The organism is Flavobacterium sp. 40-81, from assembly GCF_001898245.1.
GTDB lineage: Bacteria > Bacteroidota > Bacteroidia > Flavobacteriales > Flavobacteriaceae > Flavobacterium > Flavobacterium inviolabile.
Genome location: NZ_MKTM01000041.1, coordinates 304,638 through 323,111, shown reverse-complemented (window position 1 = coordinate 323,111; position 18,474 = coordinate 304,638). Strand labels below are relative to the sequence as shown.

Annotated in this window: 15 protein-coding genes; 6 read left to right on the top strand and 9 right to left on the bottom strand. The window is 40.4% G+C overall.

Features of this window, described 5'->3' with window-relative positions; genetic code table 11:
- Positions 1–35 precede the first annotated feature (35 nt).
- From BGO42_RS17160 to BGO42_RS17150, 3 genes are read left to right on the top strand one after another with little or no spacing between them, the layout of a single operon-like run.
- Complete coding sequence (locus BGO42_RS17160; RefSeq protein ID WP_273243925.1) at positions 36–1,754, top strand: M23 family metallopeptidase; 1,719 nt, start codon at positions 36–38, stop codon at positions 1,752–1,754.
- Positions 1,738–4,209, top strand: a complete 2,472-nt coding sequence (locus BGO42_RS17155; RefSeq protein ID WP_273243923.1) for a TonB-dependent receptor — start codon at positions 1,738–1,740, stop codon at positions 4,207–4,209. Before BGO42_RS17160 ends, BGO42_RS17155 begins: the two co-directional genes overlap by 17 nt.
- 47 nt (positions 4,210–4,256) lie before the next feature.
- Positions 4,257–4,979, top strand: a complete 723-nt coding sequence (locus tag BGO42_RS17150) for a hypothetical protein (RefSeq protein ID WP_177735981.1) — start codon at positions 4,257–4,259, stop codon at positions 4,977–4,979.
- Between the two features lie 3 nt (positions 4,980–4,982).
- On the opposite strand, the gene BGO42_RS17145 is transcribed toward BGO42_RS17150, so the two are convergent.
- The 5 genes from BGO42_RS17145 to BGO42_RS17125 are packed head-to-tail and all read right to left on the bottom strand — an operon-like array spanning position 4,983 to position 10,782.
- Positions 4,983–5,687 (bottom strand): hypothetical protein, encoded by a 705-nt coding sequence (locus tag BGO42_RS17145; protein ID WP_177735979.1) that lies wholly within the window; start codon positions 5,685–5,687, stop codon positions 4,983–4,985.
- A gap of 10 nt (positions 5,688–5,697) precedes the next feature.
- Positions 5,698–7,524, bottom strand: coding sequence for an ABC transporter ATP-binding protein (locus BGO42_RS17140; RefSeq protein ID WP_273243921.1), 1,827 nt, complete (start codon positions 7,522–7,524; stop codon positions 5,698–5,700).
- 2 nt (positions 7,525–7,526) lie between these two features.
- A complete protein-coding gene (locus BGO42_RS17135; RefSeq protein WP_273243920.1) occupies positions 7,527–9,254 on the bottom strand; it encodes a phospho-sugar mutase in 1,728 nt (575 codons plus the stop codon).
- A 32-nt stretch (positions 9,255–9,286) separates the two neighbouring features.
- Complete coding sequence (locus tag BGO42_RS17130; protein ID WP_177735970.1) at positions 9,287–10,243, bottom strand: glycosyltransferase family 2 protein; 957 nt, start codon at positions 10,241–10,243, stop codon at positions 9,287–9,289.
- An 8-nt stretch (positions 10,244–10,251) separates the two neighbouring features.
- Complete coding sequence (locus BGO42_RS17125; RefSeq protein ID WP_177735967.1) at positions 10,252–10,782, bottom strand: DUF4199 domain-containing protein; 531 nt, start codon at positions 10,780–10,782, stop codon at positions 10,252–10,254.
- Between the two features lie 237 nt (positions 10,783–11,019).
- Here BGO42_RS17125 and BGO42_RS17120 point away from each other — a divergent pair, with 237 nt between their 5' ends.
- The 3 genes from BGO42_RS17120 to aspA all read left to right on the top strand — a co-directional run bounded on the left by BGO42_RS17120 (position 11,020) and on the right by aspA (position 14,096).
- On the top strand, positions 11,020–11,271 hold the full coding sequence (locus BGO42_RS17120; protein WP_177735964.1) for a type B 50S ribosomal protein L31: 252 nt from the start codon (positions 11,020–11,022) through the stop codon (positions 11,269–11,271).
- 106 nt (positions 11,272–11,377) lie between these two features.
- Positions 11,378–12,553, top strand: coding sequence for a GlmU family protein (locus tag BGO42_RS17115; protein WP_177735961.1), 1,176 nt, complete (start codon positions 11,378–11,380; stop codon positions 12,551–12,553).
- A gap of 151 nt (positions 12,554–12,704) precedes the next feature.
- Positions 12,705–14,096, top strand: coding sequence for an aspartate ammonia-lyase (gene aspA / locus BGO42_RS17110; protein WP_177735958.1), 1,392 nt, complete (start codon positions 12,705–12,707; stop codon positions 14,094–14,096).
- A gap of 58 nt (positions 14,097–14,154) precedes the next feature.
- Here aspA and BGO42_RS17105 read toward each other — a convergent pair whose 3' ends face one another.
- The 4 genes from BGO42_RS17105 to BGO42_RS17090 all read right to left on the bottom strand — a co-directional run bounded on the left by BGO42_RS17105 (position 14,155) and on the right by BGO42_RS17090 (position 18,339).
- Positions 14,155–14,607, bottom strand: a complete 453-nt coding sequence (locus tag BGO42_RS17105) for a PepSY-like domain-containing protein (RefSeq protein WP_177735955.1) — start codon at positions 14,605–14,607, stop codon at positions 14,155–14,157.
- An 86-nt stretch (positions 14,608–14,693) separates the two neighbouring features.
- Positions 14,694–15,986, bottom strand: a complete 1,293-nt coding sequence (locus BGO42_RS17100) for a sensor histidine kinase (protein ID WP_273243916.1) — start codon at positions 15,984–15,986, stop codon at positions 14,694–14,696.
- 2 nt (positions 15,987–15,988) lie between these two features.
- A complete protein-coding gene (locus tag BGO42_RS17095; protein WP_177735947.1) occupies positions 15,989–16,660 on the bottom strand; it encodes a response regulator transcription factor in 672 nt (223 codons plus the stop codon).
- 59 nt (positions 16,661–16,719) lie between these two features.
- Positions 16,720–18,339, bottom strand: a complete 1,620-nt coding sequence (locus BGO42_RS17090; RefSeq protein ID WP_273243915.1) for an ABC transporter substrate-binding protein — start codon at positions 18,337–18,339, stop codon at positions 16,720–16,722.
- Between the last annotated feature and the right edge of the window lie 135 nt (positions 18,340–18,474).

The following is an 18,474-nucleotide window of genomic DNA, read 5'->3' as shown; positions in this document are numbered from 1 at the left end:
ATTTGTTTTTTATTATATTAGCCTAAATTCGAGTTATGAGACTGCTGTTATTTTTACTGTTCCCCTTTTTATGTTGTTTTAGCCAGAATCAATATCCGAAAGATTATTTCAGATCGCCGATGAACATTCCGTTGTTCTCTTCCGGTACTTTTGGAGAATTAAGAGGCAATCACTTTCATTCCGGATTGGATTATAAAACACAGCAGCGCATCGGATTGCCCGTTTTTGCAGTGGCAGACGGCTATATTTCCCGGATAAAAGTTTCTACATTTGGCTACGGTCACGCACTTTACATTACCCATCCGAACGGTTTTACTACCGTTTACGGGCATTTGTCGGCCTACGAAGGCAAGATCAGAGAATATGTAAAAAAGAGGCAATACACCCAGAAAAAATTTGAAGTGGAATTTTTCCCCACAGCAGCCGAATTACCGGTTGTTAAAGGTGATCTGGTCGCTTTTTCCGGAAATACCGGAGGTTCCGGCGGACCGCACCTGCATTTTGAATACCGGGATACCAAAACAGAAAAAACACTCAATCCGCTTTTGTTCGGGTTAAATCAGGAACTGGTCGATACCAAAGCGCCATCCGTAAACGGTATCGTGGCCTATTCGGTTAGCGATGATGCCGTGGTTAACGCTTCGCAGCGTCCGATAGTCATTGCGCTTTCGCTGCAAAAAGACGGAACCTATCTTGCCGGTAAAATTGCTGCCAAAGGCGACATTGCTTTTGCGCTGGATGCTTACGATACTTCAGATAACAACTACAGTAAAAACGGGGTTTATAAAGTGGAAACTTTTTTAAACGGAACCAGGCTGTACGGTTACCAGTTTGATGCCTTTTCGTTTGACGAATCGCGCTATATCAATAACTTCATCGACTACGAAAGGTATAAAAGAACCAAGCAGCGCTATCAGAAATTGTTTTACAAAAACAGTTACCCTTTTTCGATTATTAGCGGAAACGTTAAAAACGGACAGATCAGCGTTAAAGACGGGGACAATTTTACCTATAGAATTGAAGTGTCCGATTTTAATAACAACAAAACAATTATCAATATTCCGATTGCCTATTCCGGCCTGGAAGCAAAGTATTTAAGGGAAGATGTTAAAACGCCTTACTTTATTAAAGCCAGTAACGATCATAACTACACCAGGGACAATATTTCCGTTTTTATTCCGGCAAATGCCTTTTACGATGATTTTTACCTGAACTTTGATGTGAAAGACAATGTGCTTGACCTGCATGACGATACGGTGCCGGCACATAACAACATTACGATAACCTTTGATGTGAGCGGGATTCCCAACCTGGATCAGAAAAAAACATTTATTGCCCGGATGGATGGTGCCAAAGCAGAATATTTTACAACAACCAGAAAAGGCAACCTGTTTTCGATAAAAACAAAAGATCTGGGTAAATTCCTTCTGATGACGGATACCGCCGGACCGCGAATCTACAAACCGAATTTCGCAACAGGAAGTACAATTGATAAGCTGGACACGATTAGTGTTTACATTCAGGACGATTTGTCGGGTATAAAAGAATACAACGGTTACCTGAACGGCAAATGGATACTGATGAAATATGATTACAAAACCAAATTGTTAGTACACGATTTAAGCGATATGATTTATGATGAAGGACGGAATGATTTAAAAATTATTGTTTCTGATAATATTGGAAATTCTACTACCTTTGAAACTCATTTTTTTAGAAATTTAAAAACTACCCCACTTGAGAAAAATAATTAATTTCCTTGTTATCTGTGTTTTTTTTATTGGTTATGCCTCCTATTCGCAAACGGGACGTGTAAAAGGAATTCTTTTAGATGAAAACAATAAGCCTATTGAAAAAGCAACTATAAAAGCCGGATCTGCCTCTTCACAATCGAATGCCAACGGTTTTTTTCAGATAACGATACCCGCACATCAGAAAATAACAATAGAAATTTCGCATGTGAGCTATAAAAAGGCGACAACGGTTATCGAATTGAAACCCAACGAAGATTATGAACTCAATGTGGTTTTAAATCAGCGTCAGGAACAATTGGGAGAAGTGATTGTTACCGGTGGCGGACGAAAAAGAGTAGAAGGGATAACGGTAATTACACCGGAAGTAATACGAACCATACCGGGAGCTAATGCCGGAATTGAAAACATCCTGAAAACATTACCCGGCGTCTATTCGAACAATGAACTGAGTACCCAGTATGCGGTTCGCGGCGGGAACTACGATGAGAACCTGGTTTATGTAAATGAAATTGAAGTATACCGTCCGTTTTTGATTCGTTCCGGACAACAGGAAGGATTGAGTTTTACCAATACCGAGATGGTACAAAATGTGGATTTCTCTGCCGGAGGTTTCCAGGCAAAATACGGCGATAAATTATCGTCTGTTTTAGATATTACTTACAGAAGACCAACGAAATTCCAGGCAGCTTTGGATGCCAGCCTGTTAGGCGGAAGTGCCACAGTGGATATGGTTTCCAAAAACCAGAAATGGAGCAGTATTACAGGAGTGCGTTACCGCGACAACAGCCTGCTGGTAAAAAGCCAGGAAACGGAAACAAACTTCCGGCCTACCTTTGTGGATGTTCAGACTTTGGTTAATTTCGATGCTTCTACAAAATGGCAATGGAGTTTTTTGGGAAATATATCGCAAAACCGTTACAACTATCAGCCGATCTCACGTCAGACGAATTTTGGAACAATAGACAATCCTATAGCCTTGCAGGTTTTTTATGACGGACAGGAGAAGGACCGTTATCTGACCCTTTTCGGCGCTATCAAATCGGTTTATCAGGTGAGTGACGAATTCAAACTGAAATTTATCGGTTCAACCTACCACACACAGGAACAGGAACATTTTGATATACAGGCACAATATGCTTTGGGAGAAGTAGACAGTAACATTGGTTCGGATACTTTTGGCGATGTGGTGTATTCCCGTGGTGTCGGTTCGCAGCTGAGCCATGCCAGAAACGATCTGGATGCATTAATTGTAAATGCAGAAGTAAAAGGTTTTCACGCTCCTAAAGAAAGTGACCACCAGGTAGAATGGGGGCTTAAATATACCCGTGAAGATATCCGGGACAGAATAGTGGAGTGGGAAGCGATCGATTCGGCAGGTTTTTCATTGCCGGCGCCTGTTTTGGGTATTCCGCACGACCAGCCATACACACCTTATACCGGGCCGCTAGCGCCTTATCAGAACATCAGAGCGACAAACTTTGTGAAGATCAACCGTTTTTCAGGGTATGCCCAATGGAATTACCGTGGCGAAATGGGAAGTAGCCAGTTTTGGGTGAATGCCGGAGTGAGAGCACATCAGTGGCAGGTTTCCGGTGATAATATTACCGATGGTGACAGCCAGTTTGTAATTAGCCCGCGCGCGCAGTTTGCCATAAAACCGGATTGGGATATGGACATGCTTTTCCGTTTATCGGGAGGATTATACCACCAGCCGCCTTTCTACAGGGAATTGCGGGATGCTAATGGTGTGGTACAGCCCAATGTGAAAGCGCAGCAGTCCGTACATATCGTGTTGAGTAACGACTACAGTTTTAAAATGTGGGGAAGACCGTTTAAACTGGTTTCGGAAGCCTATTATAAGAACCTGACAGATGTGAATACCTATACCATTGATAATGTGCGGATTCGTTACAGTGCTAATAATGACGCCACAGCCTATGTGTATGGAGCCGATTTCCGACTGAATGGCGAGTTTGTTCCGGGAACGGAATCCTGGTTCAGTTTCGGATACCTGAAAACAGAAGAAAATCAGGATGGAAAAGGGTATATTGCCCGTCCAACCGACCAGCGTTTAAAATTCGGATTGCTTTTCCAGGATTATATGCCTACGATTCCGAACCTGAAAATGTACCTGAATATGATTTACAATACCGGACTTCCGGGCGGTTCTCCTGCCTATGCCGATCCGTATGACTACCAGCTGCGTTTAAAAGACTATAGAAGAGCAGATGCCGGTTTTTCGTATGTATTTAAAGATGCAAATATAAAATCTGCTAAAACCTGGCTAAAACCATTTAATGAGTTTACACTGGGCTTTGAAATCTTTAACCTGTTCAATAATCAGAATGCGATTACCAATACCTGGGTTCGCGATGTTTATACAAAAAGCCAGTACGGAATCCCGAATTATATGACCACAAGAACTTTTAATTTAAAGTTGAATGTAAGATTGTAGTTCCAGCTTAAAAGTTTTATATTTGAATGACCATTTAATTTCAGAAGATGAAAAAGATTGTAACATGTGCCGTTTTGCTTTTGTCGTTTCTTTTTATAAGTTGTAAAGAGGAAGTCAAAAAACCTAAAGTAATTTATGAAGAAGCTAAAAGTGCTGTGAACGGTCAGGTGAAAAGGGATTCTTCTCAGATTAAGATAGCCGATTTGCCCATTTATATGGAGGGAACCAAATACCTGATCCATGCTATTGGCGATATCCGTGTATACGACGGGCCAAGCAGCAGTTATGGTTCCAGTAAAACCAACTCGGTGAGCTATGCGATTTCAAATTACAACCGTTTTGAAATTACCGGTTATTTCCAGAATCTAAAATTTCAGCACATTGACTCTACCGCGCTACATTCGTTAACGGACAAGGCGATTCAGATTCAGACAGCTACTTATCTTAATACAATCGCTGATAAAACCAAAAAACAGATCCTGGTTTATTCGTTGGTAGATGCCGATACGAATCGTGATAATAAAGTAGATGCAAATGATATTAAAGCGTTATACGTGAGTAATATTAACGGAACGAACTTTACCAAACTGTCTGACGATTTACAGGAACTATTGGACTGGAATATTGTGGAAGTTCAGAACAGGCTTTATTTCAGAACCATTGAGGATATCAATAAGAATGGCGCTTTCGATAAAAAAGATACCGTACACTATTTTTATGTAAACCTGTTGGATAAAGAGTGGAAAGTAGAAGAATATATGCCGATATAAAACCTAAATCAGGATATCGCTTTCCAGATCCGATTTTTCAATCGTAATATAATCATAACCGAGTTTGGTAACCAGTTCGATTACCAGTTTCTTATACCAGTTTTCCGATTTAGGATGAATGTAAACCTTTTCAATCAGGGTGTTGATGTTTACATTTATCTTTAAACCTTCATTAATGGACATTTTTTGGGAGGTAAGATCCGAAATGATCCGGATTTCCTTTTCATACTGAAAACTTTTTCTTTTAAACAAAAAAGGGAAGAAGGCATCGTCAAAAGGAATGTACTCCTTTTTATAGTCAATATAATTCACCTCGCCAATATACTGCTCAAAATGCTTTTCCGGAGCCAGCGCTTCTTTAAGCCTGCCGATGGTAGACTGGATGGCTAAACCTTCGTTGTTTTTGGTGAAAATTTGCCACATCGCGAAAGATTCGTATTCGTTGGTGTGCCAACTGCTGATAACGACATTTTCACGATGTGACTTATAGTATTGCAGAAATTTAGGATTGTTTTCTGCTATTTTTTTAATCTCTTCAAAAGTCGGCTCACTAAAAGTACCTTCATACTGATCTTCAAACTTATCGGAACGCGACATAAACATTTTTTGATACAGCAGTAAATCCAGAAATTTCGACAAGTCCAGGTATTTCCAGATAATAGTATCCGGATCTTCAGGAAGCGTTATGTTCGGAGCGTTTCTGTACATTAAAAATGTTTTATTCGAAGGACTGCATCATAACCAGTTTGGAATACGTACCGTTTAAGGCTAAAAGCGAGTCATGGGTACCTTGTTCTACAATTTCTCCTTTTTGCATTACCACGATCATGTCTGCTTTTTGAATCGTAGACAAACGGTGGGCAATAACAACCGAAGTTCTGTTCTGCATCATGTTTTCCAGTGCCTGCTGTACCAGTCTTTCGCTTTCGGTATCCAATGCGGAAGTCGCTTCATCCAGGATCATGATCGGAGGATTTTTCAATACGGCTCTGGCAATAGATAAACGCTGTTTCTGTCCGCCGGATAATTTGTTACCACTGTCCCCGATATTGGTTTCGATACCGTTAGGAAGATCTTTTACAAATTCATAAGCGTTGGCAACCTTTAAAGCGGCAATGATTTCATCATCGGTAGCGTCCAGTTTTCCTAACAGGATGTTGTTTTTAATGGTATCGTTAAACAAGATACTGTCCTGGGTTACCAGTCCCATCAAACCGCGCAGCGAATGCAGGTCGTAATCTTTAATGTTGATATTGTCAATTTTTACAGAACCTTCCTGTACGTCATAAAAACGCGTCAGCAAATTGGCAATAGTACTTTTTCCGCTTCCCGACTGTCCAACCAAAGCAATGGTTTTTCCTTTCGGCACTTCAAGGGAGAAGTTTTTCAGTACATTCTCCTCTTCATAGCGGAAGTTGATGTTCTGGATGCTTATTTTGTCTTCAAAGGTATCTTTCTTAATCGCTTTGGCGTTATTTTCAATAGGATTCTCCTGTTCTAAAATTTCAAGCACACGTTCTGCAGCAGCATTACCCCTTTTAATATCGTAAGAAGCTTTGGAAATCGCTTTGGCTGGCGTTAAAATGTTGTAGGCAAGTCCCATATAGGCGATGAATTGCGCGCCTAATAACGTTTTTTCTACTAAAACCATGTGTCCGCCAAACCATAAAAGAATCGCAATGACCATGATTCCCATGAATTCGCTCACCGGGGAAGCCATATTCTGACGGTTCATGATTTTGTTTGAAAGTTCAAAATAACGATCGGTCGAAGTACTGAATTTTTTATTGAAATAACTTTCGGCTGTAAACCCTTTAATCACTTTCAGTCCGCCTAAGGTCTCTTCAATAATGGAAAGAAAGAAACCCTGTTCCTGCTGGGCTACAGAGGACTGCTTTTTTAAACGTTTTCCGATCAGAGAGATGATAAAACCCGATACCGGAATAAAAATAAATACAAAAATGGTTAGCTTAACGCTGATCACCAGCATGGCAACAATCGTGAAGATAATCGTTAGCGGCTCCTTGATAATTAATTCCAGGATGGATAAATAGGAGCCCTGTACTTCCGCCACATCCCAGGTGATTCGGGATATGGTGTCGCCTTTTCTTTTTTCTGAAAAAAACGATAACGGCAGTTCCACTGCTTTTTTATACATGGCATTTCTTAAATCGCGCAGCATTCCGTTTCGAAGGAAGGTTGCGAAAAAAAGTGCCATATAATTGAACAGGTTTTTAAGTAAGAAAATCGAGATAATGATCACTACCAGTACACCCAGTGTATAATCCAGGCCTTTGGCTTCGGAGGTGGTGGTGACGAAATAATTAAAATAATTTTCTGCGTACGCTTTAATGTTTTCAATTCCGGTGTATTGCGGTATTTCGGTAACTTTTTTGGTTTCACCGAATAAAACCGATAACATTGGAATTAATGCCATAAACGAAACAGTACTGAATAAGGCATACAGTACGTTGAATAAAATATTCAGGTACGCATATTTTAAGTACGGAATCGCAAAGCGGAATATTTGTTTAAAGTAAGTCATTTTTAAGATAAATTCATTCCTGATATTATATTCTTGATTTTGTCGTCCAGGAATGCTTCAGCTTCAACAACATCATCAATGCTTTCTATGGCAGCATTTACGCTGAAATAGAATTTTATTTTTGGTTCTGTACCGCTTGGGCGGGCACAAATTTTACTACCGTCTTCCAGATAATAGATTAAAACATTCGATTTGGGAATACTCAAGGTTCCTGTTTCGTCTGTAAAAAGATTTTTTGTTGTCGAATTTTGATAATCTTCAATAAAAACCACGCGCTCTCCGTTAATTTCTTTTAGCGGATTCTCCCGTAAAGCAACCATCATTTGTTTGATCTCGTTAGCGCCTTCAATACCTTTTTTCGTGATTGAAATTAAATGTTCTTTATAGAAGCCAAAATCAACATACATCTGCAGCAGTTCCTCATATAGGGAAGCGCCTCTTTCTTTTGCCTGAGCGGCAATTTCGCAAACCAGTAACGTAGCGGTAACGGCATCTTTATCGCGAACGGCATCGCCCACCATAAAACCGAAACTTTCTTCGCCGCCGCCAATAAATTTCTGATCCGGGAAGTCTTTGATCATTTTTGCGATCCACTTGAATCCGGTAAGTCCTACTTTGCATTCAATGCCATAGGCAGAAGCTAACTCCAGCATCATTGGTGTGGATACGATGGTAGAACCAATAAATTCGGTTCCGGTTATTTTGCCTTGTTTTCGCCATTGTTTCAAAAGGAAATGGGTCATAACCACCATGGTCTGGTTACCGTTTAATAAGATCAGTTTGCCTACGGTATTTCTAACGGCAACGCCTAAACGGTCACTGTCCGGATCGGTTCCGATAACAATATCGGCATTTGTCTTTTCGGCCAGTGCCATAGCCATTGTTAAAGCTTCCGGTTCTTCCGGGTTTGGTGATTTTACCGTTGGGAAATTCCCGTCCGGTTCGGCCTGTTCCTTAACGATCTCAACATGAGGGTAACCGGCTTTTTCCAAAACATCCGGAACTAATTTTATAGACGTTCCGTGCAGGGACGTAAAAACTATTTTCAGCTTGTCTTTTGCCGTAGCCGGAGTGTTGAAACTGGCATTTTCGATAGCGTTATTGATAAAAGCATCATCAATGGCGGTATCGATATATTCAATTAAATCGTTATTGGCTTCAAAACGGATCTGATCGTAATTCAGTGCTTCAATGGTTTCAATGACCTCCTTGTCCTGAGGTGGAACCAGCTGACCTCCGTCCTGCCAGTACACTTTATACCCGTTGTATTCCGGCGGATTGTGTGAAGCGGTCAGTACAATTCCGGCATGACAGCCAAGATGTTTCACCGCAAAAGACAATTCGGGAGTGGGACGCATGTCTGAAAATAAATACACTTTAATTCCGTTGGCAGAAAAAACATCGGCAACCACTTTTGCCAGAGTGTCGCTATTGTGGCGGCAGTCATAGGCAATCGCAACTTTAAGGGCTTCACCCGGAAAAGAAATCTTCAGATAATCCGATAATCCCTGCGTGTTTTTCCCTAAGGTATATTGATTGATACGATTGGTTCCTACGCCCATAATCCCTCTCATTCCTCCGGTTCCAAATTCCAGGTTCTTGTAGAAGCTGTCTTCCAGCTCTTTCGGAGCCGAAGTCATCATTTCTTTGATTTTTTCCTGGGTATGCTTGTCAAATGTTGGCGTTAACCAGACATTTACTTTATCTAATATGTTTTGTTCAATGTGCATTGCTGTTCAACTTTAAAGTTTGTAAACAAGAATCAGGTATTCACTTCATTGGAAATTTTATACCGCTCTTCATTGTTTTTGGTACGGAGAATAATTTCGCCTAAAAATCCGGCTAAAAACAGTTGTGTTCCGATAATCATCGTAGTCAGCGCAATATAAAACCAGGGATTGCTGGTTACTAAAATGGTGTGCTGATGGTGGTACAGCCTGTAAAGCTTTATAAAACCAATGTATCCGGCCGATAAAAAACCGATCAGGAACATTAAAACTCCTAAAGCGCCGAAAAGGTGCATCGGGCGTTTTCCGAAGCGGGATAAGAACCAGATGGTAATCAGATCCAGAAAACCGTTGATAAAACGTTCCATACCAAATTTTGTCGATCCGTATTTACGGGCCTGGTGAATAACGATTTTTTCACCAATTTTTCCAAAACCGGCATTTTTTGCCAGAACCGGAATATAGCGGTGCATTTCGCCCGAAACCTCAATATTTTTAATAACGATGTTTTTATAGGCTTTTAGTCCGCAGTTAAAATCGTTCAACTGAACGCCCGATGTTTTTCGGGCAGCCCAGTTGAATAATTTTGAAGGTAAATTTTTGGCTACTACAGAGTCGTAGCGCTTTTTTTTCCAGCCCGAAACCAAATCGTAGTTCTGGCTGGTAATCATATTGTATAATTCGGGAATCTCGTCAGGACTGTCCTGCAAATCGGCATCCATAGTGATGATAACATCACCGGCTGCTTTTGCAAAACCGGCATGCAGCGCCTGCGATTTTCCGTAATTTCGTAAAAAACGAATTCCTTTTACATTCGGATTCCGGGCAGCTAACTGCTCAATCAATTGCCAGGAACTGTCGGTACTGCCATCGTCTATAAAGATAACTTCATAGGAGTAATGGTGGGCAGTCATAACTTTTGAAATCCATGAATGCAATTCCGGAAGTGATTCACTTTCGTTTAGTAAAGGAATTATAATGGATAAATTCATTTATTTTATTATTCTAAAGTATTGGTTCTATTCTTAAAAATCAGTGCTAAAATTGCTCCGAAAATGGCACTGAAAACAAGACTGAATACCAAACCTTTTAATTGGCTTACAATACTATAGTTGTCTGATTCTTTTAATTTTTCAACCGTTTCTTTTATCGTTGCAGTCGGAGTACTGAATTTTCTAAGCATGTCAACCGTATAATCAATAGTCAGCTGGCGAATAGTGTCTTTAGCAGCAGGATCGATATAATTAAATAAAATAATATTGAATACTACAGAAAGCGTTGCTCCTATAGCGGCCGCTAAAAAATAAACGGTAAAAGCCTCTTTAAAAGTGATACTTTTGTTAAGCTCTTTTTTTGTTTTGGAAACAACCCATATTCCCAGAATCAGGTATATCACAATACTTGAAATGCCAATCATCGGATTCACAAATAGAGAAATGTCGATAGCGTATATCAGAGTTGTTACTAAAATGGAAAAGATACCCATTATCAGGCCGAAATTAATCCCGTTTTTTTTAATGATACTATTCATAAATTTTGGTTTAGGTTAATTAATTTACAAATATAAGAATTACCTTTATAGGATAGCTAAAAAATATAGCAGGCAGCTACTTAAAAAAATAGAGCTAAAGATTTGATATTTCAAAATTAGTTGTACATTTGCAACCTGAAAATAAAAAAGTTTATAAACAAAAAGTTGTGAGACGTTTATACCTTTTTGAAAAATAGAAGCTTCAAAACGGATTACAGCCACAAATAAAGATTTATCATGAAAAAAGGAATTCACCCAGAAAATTACAGATTAGTAGCGTTTAAAGATATGTCTAACGAAGATATCTTCATCACAAAATCTACAGTAGAAACTAAAGAAACTATCGAAGTTGATGGTGTTGAATACCCAGTGTACAAAATGGAGATCTCCAGAACTTCTCACCCTTTCTACACAGGTAAATCTAAACTTATCGATACTGCAGGACGTATTGATAAATTCAAAAACAAATACGCTAAATTTAGTAAATAATAAGTGTTCAAAAAATAAGAAAGCCTTCCATTCCGGAAGGCTTTTTTTATTTTTATCTGACCGAAACTTTGTAACTTTGGTACATTCTAATCTTGAACAGATACAAATGAACTACATACTTTTTGATGGAACGGTTCGCGAAGCGTTACTTCCGTTTACTTTTACCCGTCCGGTAGCCGATATTCGAATCGGGATTCTGACCATTAGAGAAAAATGGGAAAAACACCTGGGGTACACTACGACCACCTTAACGGAGGAATATTTAATGGAAAAATTCCCTATGGTGGAAATGGAAGCGAACATTATGATTAATGCTTCCTTTTTGCCCAATGAGATACTGACGGAAATGGTGGTGAATCTGGAACCGAATCAGGCTATTTTTCACAAGGATGACGTAATCGCTTTTTATACGCAGGATACTCAGGAAGAAGTAGATTTTGATTCGTATGAAATTATCGAATACACAAACGATTGTATCAAAATAGAACACACCTGGGATATTTTCCAGAAAAACGATATTGCCCTTCGTGAAGATTTCGAATTGTTAACCGAAGGCAGAACATCACAGCCCATTCCAAAGAGTGTGAATGTCATTGCGCCGGAAAATATTTTCCTGGAAGAAGGCGCCAAACTGGAATTTGTAACATTAAATGCAGCAACCGGTCCTATTTATATTGGTAAAAATGCTGAAATAATGGAAGGTTCGGTTATTCGTGGTCCGTTTGCTCTTTGTGAAGAAGCACAGGTAAAACTGGCTACCAAAGTATATGGTGCAACAACTGTTGGGCCGCACTCCAGAATTGGAGGAGAAGTGAATAATTCGGTACTGTTTGGCTATTCGAATAAAGGACATGACGGATTTTTAGGAAATTCGGTTTTGGGAGAATGGTGTAATATTGGTGCCGATAGTAATAACTCCAATTTAAAGAACAATTACGAAGAAGTAAAACTGTGGAGCTATGAAACGGAAGGATTTGCTAAAACCGGATTACAGTTTTGCGGATTGATGATGGGCGATCACAGTAAATGCGGGATCAACACCATGTTCAATACCGGAACGGTTGTGGGGGTGAGTACAAACATCTTCGGAAGCGGTTTCCCGAGAAATTTCGTGCCGAGTTTCTCTTGGGGCGGAGCCGCCGGTTTTACCACCTATATCACCAAAAAAGCTTTTGATACGGCTAAAATTGTAATGTCAAGACGCAATGTGGAATTCACAGAACAGGATGCGGCAATTTTAGAACACGTATTTGAGGAAACCAAAAAATGGCGAAAAGAATAATAGGATAGTAAGACCTTAAAAATAGGAAACCACAACTGTAATAACGGTTGTGGTTTTTTATTTTATGGCTGTAAATTTAACGATTCATAAAGAAGTATCTCTAAAATAAAAAGTACCTTTAATGTAATTTTAATACTAAAAATAGCATAAAATGTATAGAATTGAAAACGACCTGTTAGGGGACTTAAACGTTCCTGAAAATGCATATTATGGGATTCAGACCCAAAGAGCGATTGATAATTTTCATATTTCGGGCGTGAAGCTGTATCAGTTTCCGGAATTTATAAAAGGACTGGCTTATGTGAAATGGGCTGCTGCCGAAACCAATTTTACATTGGGACTATTGGAAGAGAAATTAAAAGAGGCGATTGTTAAGGCTGCCAAAGAAGTGATAGACGGGAAGTTCGACAAGGAATTTCCAATCGACATGATTCAGGGTGGTGCCGGAACATCGACAAATATGAATATTAACGAAGTGATTGCCAACAGGGCTTTGGAGCTGTTGGGACACCAGAAAGGCGAATACCAGTACTGTTCTCCAAATGACCATGTTAACCTTTCGCAATCAACCAATGATGCGTATCCGACATCGATAAAATTAGCCACAATAAATGCCAATATCCAGTTAATTGAACATTTAAAATTACTGATTGCTGCTTTCCGTAAAAAAGGAGAGGAGTTCAAAACGGTATTAAAAATGGGAAGAACCCAGTTACAGGATGCGGTTCCAATGACCTTAGGGCAGGAATTTGAAGCGTTTGCGGCAAACCTGGAAGAGGAAATTGCCCGGTTAAACCAAAATTCGGCGTTGTTTTTTGAAATCAATATGGGAGCGACAGCCATTGGAACCGGATTGAATGCCGTTCCGGGATATGCCGAGCTTTGTGCGGAGAATCTGGCGAAAGTTTCCGGGCATCCGTTTGTTTCGGCACCTAACCTTATTGAAGCCACACCGGATACCGGTTCGTATGTGATCTATTCTTCGGCATTGAAAAGAATGGCCATTAAAATTTCTAAAATCTGTAACGATTTGCGCTTGCTGTCTTCCGGACCGCGCTGCGGATTTAATGAGATCAACCTGCCGCCCATGCAGCCGGGTTCGTCCATTATGCCGGGGAAAGTAAATCCGGTAATTCCGGAAGTGATGAACCAGGTTTGTTACCGTGTTATCGGGAACGACCTGACGGTAACGATGGCTGCCGAAGCAGGTCAGCTGCAGCTGAATGTTATGGAGCCGGTGTTAACCTATGCCATTATGGAATCGATGGCTTTACTGGCGAACGGTATGGACACACTGCGTCTTAAATGTATTGACGGTATTACGGCAAATGTGGAGCATTGCCGCGAAATGGTACTGCACAGCATTGGTATAGTAACCGCATTAAATCCGTATATCGGGTATAAAAATAGTACCAAGATTGCCAAAGAAGCTTTAGAATCTGGTAAAAGCGTGTATAATCTGGTTTTGGAACACAACATCCTTTCCAAAGAACAGCTGGATGATATTTTAAATCCGGAAAACATGCTGGCACCCAAACGATAAATCCGGGTCATAAAAAAGCCTCATCAAAAGATGAGGCTTTTTTTATAGGAAGCGGTTATTATTTGTCAATTCTAAGGAATTCACCGCTTTTGTTGAATTTCAATTCAAGACCGTTGTCCAGATCCACTTCATAATCCCAGGTACCTTTGTCGATTTTTACAATCGAAGCCCCTTTGTAGTTTTTCTGGATATACGTTACAATCGTAGCAGGTACTACAGTGTTTGGGATAGGTCTTTCGTTTCCGTCAATTTCTTCCCAGTTGCCTTTTCGGTCAAACTCGATTTCGGTACCATCAGCAAGCTGTACTTTATAATCCAAAGAGAACGTCTCTTCGTCTTTTAAAATATAATTAGGCGTTTGCTTCGGAAAATGTTTCTTCAGGAAATCCTGCGCGGTAGCCGGTAACTGAGACAGTGTGATGTTCGATTTTTGAGCATTTGCTGTTACTCCTGTAAAAAGCGTAAATAAAATAATAAGGCTTGCAAAACGGAAATTTGATAATGTTTTCATATTTGATTGATTTTAATATTTGATACAAGATTACAATCGGAATTAGGAAACAATTGGGAAAAACCGGAAAAATGTTTTTTATTTATTTAGGGGAACGTAATCGTAAAAACATGTCCTTCTTCAAATTTATAACAAATTTTTAGATTATAGGTCGAAATAATTGATTTTACGATGGCTAAGCCCAAGCCGGTGGAATGCTCGTTTGTACTGTGTCTGGAAAACCGGTTAAAAATAAAATTGGCATCCAGTGCCTTTTCTGTGCCCGAATTCCGGATACTCAGCTGGTTCTGGGAAAGCGAAATGGCTACAGTACCGTTGGTGTGATTGTGCAGGATGGCATTTTTGATAAGATTGCTGAGTAAGGTTACAGCCAGTCCTTTATTCATGGTGAAAAGCAACGGTTCCTGTTGGGTGATGCTGATGGTTACCTGTTTGAAATCGGCAAAATCCTCAAAATCGGATACAATTTTAGCCGTCAGGTCATTAAAATCAATGCGTTCTTCATCCGGAAACTGTTTGTTTTCAATCTTGGAAAGCATCAGCAGTGATTTGTTCAGTTTGACCAGACGGGAAAGCGTGTCGGTTATTTTCCCGATATCGTCCATCTGGGCTTCCGTTAAAAGATTGTTCTCGGCATACAATTCCAGGCGGTTGATGCTGATCGCCAGCGGAGTCTGTAATTCGTGAGAAGCATTTTCTATAAATTGTTTCTGGCTCGCATAGGTGGCTTCATTTCGCTGTAACAGTCCTTCCAGTTCCTTGCCCAGTACTTTAAATTCGTCAATAGGGGAATGTGGTGCCGTAAAAGCGGTTCCGGTTCCCAGTTTGAAATTTCGAAGCTTTTCCAGTAACGCATGAAAGGATTTCCATACTCTTTTTAAAATAAAATAATTAATAACAATGATACTCACGACCAGCATGATATACAAAGCGATCAGCGCTGCCATCAGGTCTTCGAGCAATTCATCCTCTTCCACCATGGAAGCGCTGATGGTGAGCGCATACGGATTGCCGTCGGCAGCAATGAACATTGTTTTTAAAAGGCGTACCGGTTCGTAATCGTCGTCATATTCCATATACTGATGGGAATTTACAAACACATCGTTAGGATCGTCATCGTCGTCGTCATTGTAAACCGGGTAATTGCCTTTGGGCAGTGGTTTTATCGTGAACTGGTTGATTTCCGATTCGTAATTCGTTAAAAACTTCGGGTTTTCATTCACTTTCCGGATAATCAGCAGCTTGGAGTTTTTCAGGCCGTCGTCTATATTGTCATACACTTCTTCCAGGATAACCATATAGAAAAGGCTTGCCCAAAGTGCGATAACACCCAGTAAGGCAATGAGCAGATAGCGTAATGTATAGACCTGAAGTTTCATGTTTAGCTCATTCTGTAACCGATGCCGTAAACAGCCTGTATGTCTATCTCGGCAGCGGCATCTTTTAATTTTTTACGCAGGTTTTTGATCTGGGAATACACAAAATCCAGATTGTCTGCCTGGTCGATATAATCACCCCATACATATTCCGCCAGGGCGGTTTTGTTGATCAGGCGGTTCGGATTGATGATAAAATAATACAAAAGGTCAAATTCTTTCCGGTTTAGCGTTAGCTCTTCGTTGTCTACCTTTACCAGGCGTTGCTCCGGTGATAGGGAAATGTTGTTCCAGCGTAGCAGCGTATCGCCGTTATGGCTTTTTCTGCGTATCGCCGATTTGATACGCGCGTGTAATTCTGCCAGGTGAAAAGGTTTGCTCAGGTAGTCGTCGGCGCCAATGTCCAGCCCTTTTACTTTATCGTCTACCGCATCTTTGGCCGAAATGATAATGATAGCCTCTTTTTTATGAATTGCCTTGATTTCCGAAATTAAATCAAGACCGTTGCCGTCCGGAAGCATGATGTCCACCACAACACAGTCATAATCATAACTGCCCAGTTTGTCCAGTCCGTCGTTAAATGTCGCCGCAGTTTCAACAATAAACTTCTCTTTTTCGAGCGATTGCTGTATGACTTCTCGAAGCCCTTTTTCATCTTCTATTATTAGAATTTTCATCCTTTTGCTTATAAAAATTAAATAAATGGAGGCAATCTAATCCGGAATTTCGGAAAGAATTAGGAATTGTCCGGCGGTAGCTTTTTTACTCTTTTCAGCTGTAATAAATTTAAAGGATTAATTCCTAAGTTTTGTACATTTTTGCGCGTAAAACGGGCTACTCTGTCATAGAATAAAGGAATGATGGGCGCTTCATTAATAATGATGGCATCCATTTTCTGGTATAAAGCATAGCGCTTTTCGTTGTCGGTTTCTAAAAAAGCCTGCTCGTATAGCGCATCGTATGCCTCATTTTTAAAATGGGTATAATTCGGGCCGTTCGGGGCAAAGTTTTTACTGTAAAACAGGGAAAGGTAATTTTCGGCATCGGGATAATCGGCTATCCAGCTGGCGCGAAAAAAGCTAACTTTTCCGGTGGCAATCGCCTGGCGCAATGTTGCCGGCGGCGTGACATCGACCTGGACGTCCAGCCCGATTTTCTGCCATTCCCGCTGCAGGTATTCGGTAATGTCAATATAAGACGCATTGGTCGTTAAAAAAACGGTCGGTTTGGTATTTCCGGTCGCTTTCCTGTATTCCGAGATCAGCTGTTTTGCTTTTACTGGATTGTAATCGTATCCTTGCTGATGGTTATAACCCGGTAATCCGGCCGGAATGATTCCGCTGGTTGCCGGCGTACCCATGCCGTTTCGGAGGTAAAGGATCATCTTTTTACGGTCAAAACCGTAATTCATCGCCTGGCGGATGCGTTTGTCCAGAATTGTTTTGTCGGTTCCGTCCATTCGGAAGCCAAGGTATTCGGTATTCAGGTAGGCACCGGTAATCAGGTTGACATCATTTTTATATTTGGGCTGTAAAGTGCCGTCCTGGGTGAGGATCTCGTCTTTATAGGAAGGATCCAGACCGGAAACAAAATCCAGTTTTCCCTGGACAAACTGTAAAAAGCCGCTTTGTTTGTCCGGCAGGAAAGTGACCGCTACGGCTTCGAGGTACGGAAGCGATACGCCTTTTTCATCTTTTTCAAAATACAGCGGATTTTTGCGCAGTACCAGTTTTACGTTTTCTTCCCAGAGTTTTAACCGGAAAGGTCCGGTGCCAACCGGTTTTGCCCGGAAGTCATAACCCGGTGTGTCAACTATCTCTTTCGGAACTACCGATGCATATTTCATCGATAATAAACCTAAGAAAGCAGGAAACGGTTTTTTTAACCGGATTTCAAAAATACTGTCGTTTTTTGCCTGCATACTTTCCACCGTTTGCAAGATCCATCCGCCGGGTGAGGCTACTTTTTCATCCAGCAGTCGTTTCAGGCTGTATTCAAAATCGGAAGCCTTAACGGTGCGGGTGCTGTCTTTTCCGAAAAGACTGTTTTTATGAAAGTAAATATCGTTTCGCAGGGTAAATGTATAGGTTTTTCCATCATTGGAAATCATCCATTTTTTGGCAAGGTCAGGTTGAATGTGCAAACTGTCGTCCAGTTGCACCAATCCGTTAAAAAGTAAATTACAAGGCCAGATGATTGCCTGGCTTTTGGCAAAAGCCGGATCAAGGGAGCTCACATTTGCACTTTCGTTATACCGGAAAACCAGATGTTCTTTTCCTTCGGTGCTGTTTTTTCCGCAGGAAACAAGGAAAAGGGAAAGGCAAAATGTTGATATGTAAAAGATTATTGATTTCATTAAATAAAAAATACGGTGCTGTTCTTGTAAAGTCTTAATATGTTGTGAATTAGCTATACAAATGTCCTTATGGATTTTACCAAACCGAAATTTGTATGTAAATTTGCAAACTCTTTTTTAAAAAGATGTAAATAT

Bases quoted from the DNA above. Each gene is read 5' to 3' on its own strand.
- BGO42_RS17160 (WP_273243925.1), top strand. From the start codon at position 36: ATGAGACTGCTGTTATTTTTACTGTTCCCCTTTTTATGTTGTTTTAGC.
- BGO42_RS17150 (WP_177735981.1), top strand. From the start codon at position 4,257: ATGAAAAAGATTGTAACATGTGCCGTTTTGCTTTTGTCGTTTCTTTTT.
- BGO42_RS17145 (WP_177735979.1), bottom strand. From the start codon at position 5,687: ATGTACAGAAACGCTCCGAACATAACGCTTCCTGAAGATCCGGATACT.
- BGO42_RS17140 (WP_273243921.1), bottom strand. From the start codon at position 7,524: ATGACTTACTTTAAACAAATATTCCGCTTTGCGATTCCGTACTTAAAA.
- BGO42_RS17135 (WP_273243920.1), bottom strand. From the start codon at position 9,254: ATGCACATTGAACAAAACATATTAGATAAAGTAAATGTCTGGTTAACG.
- BGO42_RS17130 (WP_177735970.1), bottom strand. From the start codon at position 10,243: ATGAATTTATCCATTATAATTCCTTTACTAAACGAAAGTGAATCACTT.
- BGO42_RS17125 (WP_177735967.1), bottom strand. From the start codon at position 10,782: ATGAATAGTATCATTAAAAAAAACGGGATTAATTTCGGCCTGATAATG.
- BGO42_RS17120 (WP_177735964.1), top strand. From the start codon at position 11,020: ATGAAAAAAGGAATTCACCCAGAAAATTACAGATTAGTAGCGTTTAAA.
- BGO42_RS17115 (WP_177735961.1), top strand. From the start codon at position 11,378: ATGAACTACATACTTTTTGATGGAACGGTTCGCGAAGCGTTACTTCCG.
- aspA (WP_177735958.1), top strand. From the start codon at position 12,705: ATGTATAGAATTGAAAACGACCTGTTAGGGGACTTAAACGTTCCTGAA.
- BGO42_RS17105 (WP_177735955.1), bottom strand. From the start codon at position 14,607: ATGAAAACATTATCAAATTTCCGTTTTGCAAGCCTTATTATTTTATTT.
- BGO42_RS17100 (WP_273243916.1), bottom strand. From the start codon at position 15,986: ATGAAACTTCAGGTCTATACATTACGCTATCTGCTCATTGCCTTACTG.
- BGO42_RS17095 (WP_177735947.1), bottom strand. From the start codon at position 16,660: ATGAAAATTCTAATAATAGAAGATGAAAAAGGGCTTCGAGAAGTCATA.
- BGO42_RS17090 (WP_273243915.1), bottom strand. From the start codon at position 18,339: ATGAAATCAATAATCTTTTACATATCAACATTTTGCCTTTCCCTTTTC.